This is a genomic window from Streptomyces sp. NH27 (assembly GCF_056859195.1).
This window is the reverse complement of the sequence record NZ_JACEGK010000455.1, coordinates 1-6567: the sequence shown is the minus strand read 5'-3', so window position 1 is coordinate 6567 and position 6567 is coordinate 1. Positions and strand designations below refer to the sequence as shown.

The 6567-nt window shown below is 72.3% G+C and carries 7 protein-coding genes; all 7 read left to right on the top strand.

Annotated features, from left to right (window positions below; translation table 11 throughout):
* Positions 1-223 (top strand): hypothetical protein (locus AC13HU_RS29040; RefSeq protein WP_483044936.1); only part of this gene is annotated, 223 nt, incomplete at its 5' end.
* The gene (gene nuoH / locus AC13HU_RS29035) at positions 220-1182 is read left to right on the top strand and encodes an NADH-quinone oxidoreductase subunit NuoH (protein WP_483044935.1); all 963 of its coding nucleotides are present in this window, start codon (positions 220-222) and stop codon (positions 1180-1182) included. The genes AC13HU_RS29040 and nuoH, both read left to right, overlap by 4 nt.
* Positions 1183-1185: 3 nt before the next feature.
* Positions 1186-1854, top strand: coding sequence for a NuoI/complex I 23 kDa subunit family protein (locus AC13HU_RS29030; protein WP_483044934.1), 669 nt, complete (start codon positions 1186-1188; stop codon positions 1852-1854).
* Entirely contained in the window at positions 1851-2513 is a 663-nt protein-coding gene (locus AC13HU_RS29025) for an NADH-quinone oxidoreductase subunit J family protein (protein ID WP_483044933.1), read from the top strand. The genes AC13HU_RS29030 and AC13HU_RS29025 overlap by 4 nt, the downstream gene beginning before the upstream one ends.
* Positions 2513-2905 carry an NADH-quinone oxidoreductase subunit NuoK gene (gene nuoK, locus AC13HU_RS29020; RefSeq protein WP_483044932.1) on the top strand — a complete coding sequence of 131 codons (393 nt, stop codon included), beginning with the start codon at positions 2513-2515 and terminating at the stop codon, positions 2903-2905. Before AC13HU_RS29025 ends, nuoK begins: the two co-directional genes overlap by 1 nt.
* Positions 2902-4929 carry an NADH-quinone oxidoreductase subunit 5 family protein gene (locus tag AC13HU_RS29015; RefSeq protein WP_483044931.1) on the top strand — a complete coding sequence of 676 codons (2028 nt, stop codon included), beginning with the start codon at positions 2902-2904 and terminating at the stop codon, positions 4927-4929. Before nuoK ends, AC13HU_RS29015 begins: the two co-directional genes overlap by 4 nt.
* Before the next feature lie 7 nt (positions 4930-4936).
* Positions 4937-6502: a complex I subunit 4 family protein gene (locus AC13HU_RS29010; protein ID WP_483044930.1), complete on the top strand. Its 1566-nt coding sequence runs from the start codon at positions 4937-4939 to the stop codon at positions 6500-6502.
* Positions 6503-6567: the final 65 nt, after the last annotated feature.

The following is a 6567-nucleotide window of genomic DNA, read 5'->3' as shown; positions in this document are numbered from 1 at the left end:
GGCCCGGACACCGCGCCCGGCCACGCCGGACGCGCCCTGGCAGAAACCGGCCGAGCAACCTCCGGCCGAGCAACCTCCGGCCGAGCAACCTCCGGCCGAGCAACCGCCTGCCGAGCAGCCTCCGGCGGAGCAACCGCCTGCCGAGCAACCGCCTGCCGAGCAGCCCCCCGCGCCGCCCGCCCGTGACGAACCGCCCACCGACGAAGGAGGACGTACCCCGTGAACGACACGCTCCATGTCGTCCTGCGGCTGGTGGCCGTCCTCGTCGCGTTCCTGGTGCTTCCGCTGGCGGTCGGGCAGACCGAGCACAAGGTGATGGCGCACATGCAGGGCCGGCTCGGCCCGATGTACGCGGGCGGCTTCCACGGCTGGGCCCAACTCGTCGCCGACGGCGTGAAGTTCGCGCAGAAGGAGGACGTGGTCCCGGCCGACGCGGACCGCCGGATCTTCCAACTCGCGCCGGCCGTCGCCCTGTTGCCGTACCTCCTGGTGCTGGTCGTCATCCCGGTCGGGCCGAACGGCTTCGTCGGGGAGGCGATCGACGCCGGGCTGTTCTTCGTGCTGGCCGTGATGGGCGTCGGCGTGCTCGGGTCGCTGATGGCCGGGTGGGCGTCGGCGAACAAGTTCTCGCTGCTCGGCGGTCTGCGCACGGCCGCCCAGTTGATGGCGTACGAACTGCCGATGCTGCTCGCCGCCGCGTCCGTGGCGATGGCCGCGGGCACCTTGTCGCTGCCGGGCATCGTCGAGTCGTACCACTGGTGGTGGACGCTGTGGCAGCTCATGGGCGGCCTGGTGTTCTTCACCGCCGGGCTCGCCGAGTTGCAGCGGCCGCCGTTCGACATGCCGGTGGCCGACTCGGAGATCATCTTCGGCGCCTACACCGAGTACACCGGGCTGCGCTTCGCGCTGTTCCTGCTCGCCGAGTACGCCGGGATCGTGGTGCTGTGCGCGCTGACCACGGTGCTGTTCCTCGGCGGCTGGCACGGGCCGTGGTCGGGCAGTGTCGGCTGGCTGTGGACGCTGCTGAAGACCGGCGTGCTCGCCTTCGTGGTCATCTGGCTGCGGGTGAGCTACCCGCGGCTGCGCGAGGACCAGTTGATGAAGTTCGCCTGGACCGTGCTGATCCCGATCTCCCTCGTCCAGATCGCCCTGACCGGCGTCGTCAAGGTGGTGACCTCGTAAGCCATGCCTCTTCCCGGCTCCGGTCTGGCCAAGGGCCTGGCCGTCACCCTGCGCACGATGACGAAGAAGACCGTCACCGCCCGCTATCCCGACGCGCAACCCGAACTTCCCCCGCGCAGCCGCGGCGTGATCGCGCTGTTCGAGGAGAACTGCACGGTGTGCATGCTGTGCGCCCGTGAGTGCCCCGACTGGTGCATCTACATCGACTCGCACAAGGAGACGACGCCGCCCGCCACACCCGGCGGGCGCGAGCGCAGCCGCAACGTGCTGGACCGCTTCGCGATCGACTTCGCGCTGTGCATGTACTGCGGTATCTGCATCGAGGTGTGCCCGTTCGACGCGCTGTTCTGGTCGCCGGAGTTCGAGTACGCGGAGACCGACATCCTCGACCTCACCCACGAGCGCGACAAGCTGCGCGACTGGATGTGGACGGTGCCGGCGCCGCCCCCGCTCGACCCGGCGGCTGAGGAGCCGAAGGAGATCGCGGCGGCCCACAAGGCGGCGGAGAAGGCGGCGCAAGCGTCGGCTCAGGCCGCTCAAGCGGCGGCTCAAGCAGCGCAAGCGGCTCAGGCGGCTCAGGCCGCTCGGGCCGCCGAGGAGGCGGCGCGGACGGGTTCGGCCGACACGCCGGCGCCGGACGCGGCCGACGAACCCGGAGAGGACGAGTCGTGACCGTCCACGAGAACATCCTCGCCGCCAACGGCTTCCTCTCGCCCACCGGCGTCGAGATCACCTTCCTGCTGGTCGGCCTCGCCACCCTCGGTGCGGCCGTCATCACCGTCACCACCCGGCAACTCGTGCACGCGGCACTGTGGCTGGTGGTCGCGCTCGGCGGCATCGCGGTGGAATACCTGCTGCTGACCGCCGAGTTCATCGCCTGGGTGCAGGTGCTGATCTACGTCGGCTCGGTCGTCGTCCTGCTGCTGTTCGGCCTGATGCTCACCAAGGCACCGGTCGGCCACTCGCCCGACGCCGACTCCGAGAACCGCTGGGTCGCCCTCGCGGTGGCGGTCGCCGCCGCGGCCACCCTGGTGTGGGTGGTGGTGGACGCCTTCCGCAGCACCTGGATCGACGTCCACCACGCCGCCGGGCACAGCGCGACCAAGGTCACCGGAAGCAGCCTCTTCCGGTTCTGGGTGCTGCCGTTCGAGGCGCTGTCCGTCCTGCTGCTGTCCGCCCTGGTCGGCGCGATCGTGCTGTCGAAGCGCAGGCCCGACGAGGCGCCCCCGGGCGCCGTGCCCCCGAGCGCCCGGGGGCACGGCGGCACCGCGAACGGCCCGGTCGCCCCCGGCACCGGCGGCCCCACCGCCCCGAACGGCAAGGACCGCTGATGCACCTCGTCTACCCCGCCGTGCTCGCCGCCCTGCTGTTCTGCGTCGGCCTGTACGGAGTGCTCGCCCGGCGCAACGCGATCCTCGTCCTGATGTCCGTCGAGCTGATGCTCAACGCCGTCAACCTCAACCTCGTCGCCTTCGACACCTGGCTCGGCGACCGCCTGCACTCCGGGCAGGCCCTCACCCTGTTCACCATCACCATCGCCGCCGCGGAGATCGGGATCGGCCTGGCGATCGTGCTGATGGTCCACCGCAACCGCGGCACCGCCGACATCGACCGCCTCACCGACCTGGCCGACCCCGGACAGCCCCTCGGCGCGCCCGGGCCCCCGGAACCGGGTACGGCCGCCGCCTCCGGCCACGACGAGAAGGCAGAGGCCACCGCGTGACCCTGACCGCCCTTGCCGCGCTCGTCCCCGCACTGCCCTTCCTGGGCGCGGCCGCCGGACTCCTGCTCGGCCGGCGCGCGCCCGGCTTCGTCCGCCCGCTGGCCGTGCTGCCCACCGCGGCCTCCTTCGTGCTCGCCGCGATCGTCGCCGCCCGGCAGGGCACCGGGCCCGCCACCGACGCCGCGCACCGGCTGACCGCCACCGGCTCCGTGCCGATCGACCTCTCGCTGCACCTGGACGGCTTCTCCGTCCTGATCGCGCTGCTCGTCGGCCTGGTCGCCACCTGCGTGCAGATCTACTCCGTCTCCTATCTGCGCGACGACCCGCGCTACCCCTCCTACGCGGCCGTGGTCTCGCTGTTCACCTCCGCGATGCTGCTCGTCGTCTACTCCGGCGACCTGATGGTGCTGCTGGTCGGCTGGGAGGTCATGGGCATCTGCTCCTACTTCCTGGTCGGCCACTACTGGGAGACCGAGGCGGCCCGCTCGGCCTCGATCAAGGCGTTCCTGGTCACCAAGCTCGGCGATGTGCCTTTCCTGATCGGCGTGTTCGCGCTCGCCGCGGACGCCGGCACCTTCCGGATCAGCGGCATCCTGCACGCCGCCGCCGACGGGCGGCTGCACCACCCGACGGTGATCGCGCTGCTGCTGCTCGCCGGTGTGGCCGGCAAGTCCGCGCAGTTCCCGCTGCACACCTGGCTGCCCGACGCGATGGCCGGCCCCACCCCGGTGTCCGCGCTGATCCACGCCGCGACCATGGTGGCCGCCGGCATCTACCTGGTGGCCAGGCTGCTGCCGGTGTTCACCGCGTCGGCCGCCGCGCTCGTCGTGCTGGCCGTGATGGCCGCGGTCACCATGGTCGGCTCGGGCCTGGCCGCGCTCGCCCAGGACGACATCAAACGCGTGCTCGCCTACTCCACGATCGGCCAACTCGGCTACATGGCGGGCGCGCTGGCCGTCGGCGACCGCGACGCCGCCGTCTTCCACCTCCTGTCGCACGGCGCCTTCAAGGCGCTGCTCTTCCTGGGCGCGGGCGTGGTCATCCACGCGGCCGGCACCAACTCGCTGACCGCGATGTCCCGTACGGGCGCGCTGCGCAAGCGGGTGCCCGACGCGATGTGGACGATGGGCATCGCGCTGGCCGCGCTGGCCGCCCTCCCGCCGCTGTCCGGCTTCTTCTCCAAGGAGTCGGTGCTGCGCGCCGCCGAGCACGCCTCCTCCGGCGACACCGCGCACGTGCCGTCGGCGGTCGGCTGGACGGTGCTGGTGGCCGGACTGGCCGCGGCCGTCCTCACCGGCGCCTACGCGACCCGCCTGTTCCTCCTCGCCTTCCTCGGCAACGGCCCGGCCGCCCCCGACCACGGCCGGCAGCCGCTGCCCATGACCGCCGTGCTGTGGGTGCTGGCCATCCCCACCGTCGCCTTCGGCGGGCTCGCCTACCGCGAGCTGCCCGACTGGTTCGGCGGCGGCGGTCCGCTCGGCCCGACCCTGGTCACCTCCGTCCTCGGTACCGGACTCGCCCTGGTGGGCGTGCTGATCACGTACGGGGCCTGGCGGGCGGTCGCCGCCACCCGCCGGGCCGTGCCGATCGGCGCGGTCGTCGCCGAACCGCCCACCACCGGCAGCGCGCTCGCCGACCACCTGGACGCGGACTCCGAACCCGCCCTGATCGAGGCCGAGGCCGAGGACAGCCACCGGGAGGTCTACGGCGACGTCGCCTCTGCGCACGACCCCGGCGACCCGGGCCGGCTGCTGCTCGGCCCGCTGCACGCCACCGCCGCGCACGGCTTCCGTCTCGACGCCCTCTACACGGTGCTGTTCGTCCGGCCGGTGCTGGCCGCGGCCGCGCTGGTCCGCTTCCTGGACCGGGACGTGGTCGAGACCTGGGTACGCGCCGCCGCGGGCACCCCGAACCTGCTCGGCGCGGCCGTCCGCAAGGCCCAGACCGGAAACGTCCAGACCTACCTCAGCGCGCTGCTGGCCGGTGCGGTCGTCCTCGCCGTCCTCGTCGCCGTCGGAGGCTGAGCCCGAAGTGAACGACACCGCCCTTCAGTACATCCTCGCGGCGATCCTCGTGCTGCCGCTGCTCGGCGCGGTCGGCGCCCTGCTGCCGGCCCCGCCCGGCCTGCGCGGGCGCGGCCCCGACCAGGCGGTGCTGCGGCACGGCGTGACCGTCACCGGCGCGGTGCTGGTCCTCGCGGTCGTGCTCGCCGCCGGCTTCGACCACGACCACCCGGCGAAGATGCAGGCCACCACCGACCTCAACTGGATTCCCGCGCTGAGAATCCACCTCCACCTCGGCATCGACGGCATCTCGCTGCCCCTGCTGGTGCTGACCGCGCTGCTGACCTTCCTGTGCGCGCTGTATTCGTACTTCAAGATGCCGGACGGCCCCCGGCCCAAAGCCTTCGTCGCCCTGCTCCTGCTGCTCGAAGGCGGCACGCTGGCCAGCTTCGCCGTCCTCGACCTGATCCTCTTCTTCCTCGCCTTCGAGACCGTGCTGGTCCCGATGTACTTCCTCATCTCCCGCTGGGGCAGCGGGAATCGGGAACGCTCGGCGCTGCGCTTCATCGTCTACACCCTTCTCGGCTCCGTGGTCATGCTGCTCGGCCTGCTTCTCATCGGGGTGAAAGCGGGCACATTCGACATGGTGGCACTAGCCACTGACAACGGGTCACATCTCAGTCACACCACGCAACTTGTCGCGGTCCTCGCGATCGGTCTCGGCCTCGCCGTGAAGGCCCCGATGTGGCCGCTGCACAGCTGGCTGCCCGACGCGCACACCGCCGCGCCCACCGCGGGCTCGGTGCTGCTCGCCGGGGTGCTGCTGAAGATGGGTACGTACGGCCTGGTCCGCGTGGTGCTGCCGATCGCGCCCGGCGGGATGCGCACCTTCGCCCCGTACCTGGCGGCCTTCGCGGTCGTCGGCATCATCTACGGCTCGCTCGCCTGCCTCGCGCTGGTCCGGCAGGGCAACGGCGGCGACCTCAAACGGCTCATCGCCTACTCCTCGGTCGGCCACATGGGCTTCGTGCTGCTCGGCATCGCGTCCATGACCCGCACCGGCGTCAACGGCGCCCTGTTCGCGAACGTCGCCCACGGCCTCATCACCGGCCTGCTCTTCTTCCTCGTCGGCGCCCTGAAGGACCGCTACGGCACCAGCGACCTCGACCAGCTCGCCGGCCGCACCGGAGCCGCCCTCTACGGGCGTGCGCCCAGGCTGGGCGGGCTGCTGGCCTTCGGCGCCGTCGCCTCGCTCGGACTGCCGGGCCTGGCCGGGTTCTGGGGGGAGATGCTGGCGATGTTCGGCGCCTTCGAGCCCGGCGCCGGACTCAGCCGCCCCGCGTACGTCACCTTCACCGCCATCGCCGCCTTCGGCACCCTGCTGACGGCCGCCTACCTGCTCACCGTGGTCCGCCGGATCTGCATGGGCGACCGCGACACCGCGCGGGCCCAGCCGGCCCTGGCCGACGTACGCGGCTACGAGTTCGCCGCGTGGACGCCGCTCGCCGCCCTCACCGTGCTGGCCGGGTTGTGGCCCGCTCTGCTGCTCGGCCTCACCGATCCGGCCGTACGCTCCCTGCTCGGAGGAAGCTGATGACCTCCCTCGGCGCGATCCCCGGCGCGCTCCCGGGCACGATCGCCACCGCCGGCCCCGCCCAC

Bases quoted from the DNA above. Each gene is read 5' to 3' on its own strand.
- AC13HU_RS29030 (WP_483044934.1), top strand. From the start codon at position 1,186: ATGCCTCTTCCCGGCTCCGGTCTGGCCAAGGGCCTGGCCGTCACCCTG.
- nuoK (WP_483044932.1), top strand. From the start codon at position 2,513: ATGCACCTCGTCTACCCCGCCGTGCTCGCCGCCCTGCTGTTCTGCGTC.